This is a genomic window from Streptomyces sp. NPDC060209, assembly GCF_042728155.1.
Classification (GTDB): domain Bacteria; phylum Actinomycetota; class Actinomycetes; order Streptomycetales; family Streptomycetaceae; genus Streptomyces.
Window position 1 is genome coordinate 1 of sequence record NZ_JBHWZS010000552.1, and the last position, 2,022, is coordinate 2,022.

Here is a 2,022-nt window from a genome sequence, read left to right on the forward strand (position 1 = left end):
CGGCTGCGTCCCGCACCCGTGCGGCCCGGTCCGCCCGCACCGAACGCCTCCTTCGGTGCCGGTGGCGGAGCGTGTAACTCCGCGGATATGCAGCCCTATTGACTTGGCAACATCCGGAATGGAGAGTGCCGGGCACTGTACTTGTACATGCCATCGGACCGGAGGCGCCCGTGTGCGACCTGCACGACCCCAGCGACCACGACCACGCGGTACACACAGGCGACGGGCTGAGCCGCCGCCGGATCATGCAGATGCTCGGGGCCGCCGGAATCGCCACCACGGCGATGGGTGCGGCAGCGGATCCGGCCATGGCGGCGGCCTCGGACGAGGCCGCCGGTGCCGCGGTGGACGCCGCCGCGTACACCCCGCCCGGAGGGCTCGCCCAGGACTCGGCGGCCAAGCGGACGGCACTCGGCTGGATCGAGCGGAACGCGTCCCGGATCAACGGGCTGAACGACGAGATCTGGGAGCACGCGGAGCTGAGCCTGCGGGAGTGGAACTCCTCCCTCGCTGAGGCCGATTTCCTGCGCAAGGCGGGCTTCGACGTGGAGTTCGGCACGGCCGGCTTCCCGACCGCCTTCACGGCCACGTACACCCGGGGCAAGGGCGGCCCGGTCATCGGCTTCAGCGGTGAGTACGACGCCCTTCCCGGCCTGTCCCAGAACAAGGGGGTGGGCGAGCACGACCCGAAGGAGTACGTCCACGACCCCTTCGCCCCGGGCTACGGGGCCGGTCACGGCTGCGGACACTGCGCGCTCGGGACCGCGGCGGCGGCAGCCGCGGCGGCCGTCGCGGAGGCGTCCCGGCGCCACAAGCTCGATGTGACCGTGAAGTTCTTCGGCTCCACCGCCGAGGAGCAGCTGATCGGCAAGACGTACGCCGTCAGCAAGGGCGTCTACGACGGCCTCGACGCCTTCCTCGACTGGCACCCCTCCACCGGCAACGCGACCGGCTGGGGCACCTCGAACGCGATGACGGCCGTCACCTTCACCTTCCTCGGCGTCGCGGGCCACGGAGGCACCCCACTCGGGAACAAGAGCGCGCTGGACGCGGCCGTGATGATGGCGACCATGTCGGAGTTCCTCCGCGAGGAGAGCATGGCCCCCTCGGCTCGGCTGCACTGGGTGATCAACAACGGCGGGGACATCCCCAATGTGACACCGGAGATCGCGGAGATCTCCTACTACGTCCGCGAGGGCAGCGTCGAGCGGGTCACTTCCCTGCTGGACAAGGTCATCGCCGTCTCGAAGGCGGCCGCGACCGCCAGCCGTACGTCGGTGCAGCACCGGATCACGTCGGCGTGCTGGAACCAGCTCCCCTCGAAGGCGTTCGCCGAGCTGATGTACGACAACATGCGGCAGATCGGGCCCCCGGTGTTCTCCGAGGACGCCCAGCGCCTCGCCAAGGAGCTCCAGAGCTCGCTGGGACTGCCGGAGAGCGGTCTGCACGACAAGATCGGTGAGCTGGCACCGCCCAACCCGGTGTTCATGGGCGGCGGTTCCACCGATGTGGCCGATATCAGCTGGCAGGTTCCGACCGTCTCCATGGGTGCGGCCGTGGCCCCCATCGGTTCGAAGATGCACACCTGGTCGACCGCCTCCTGCGCGGGATCGGCACCCGCCCACGCGGCGATCGGGGCCGCCGCCGCCTACCTGGCCGCGACGGCTGTCGACCTCCTGGTCAAGCCGGAGCTGCTGCGGGGCGTCAAGGAGGAGTTCGAGAAGCGGACCGAGGGCCTGACCTGGAAGACCGCTCTTCCTGAGGGCTACGAGCCGCCGATGTACGAGCCGCCGGCCTGGTTCCTGAAGAAGACGGGCCAGAGCTGGCCGCCGGAGAACATCACCTGGCCGCCGCGCCGGGTGATCAGCAAGGAGAAGTTCGCCTCGCTCGGGCCGGCGCTGAAGCCGCAGGTCTGAGAGGACACGAGGTGCCCCCCTCCGGCGGCGGACGGGGGCACCACTGCGGGCGGGGTCCTGCGTGGGGTGGGCTGTGCGTGCGGGGTCCTGTCTCTTATAAACATAA

1 protein-coding gene is annotated in these 2,022 nt (G+C 69.9%); it reads left to right on the plus strand.

The genetic code is table 11. The annotated features are described in order from the left end of the window. The first annotated feature begins 170 nt into the window (after positions 1–170). Positions 171–1,916 carry an amidohydrolase gene (locus ACFWFI_RS42480; protein ID WP_387401281.1) on the plus strand — a complete coding sequence of 582 codons (1,746 nt, stop codon included), beginning with the start codon at positions 171–173 and terminating at the stop codon, positions 1,914–1,916. The last annotated feature ends 106 nt before the right edge of the window (positions 1,917–2,022 follow it).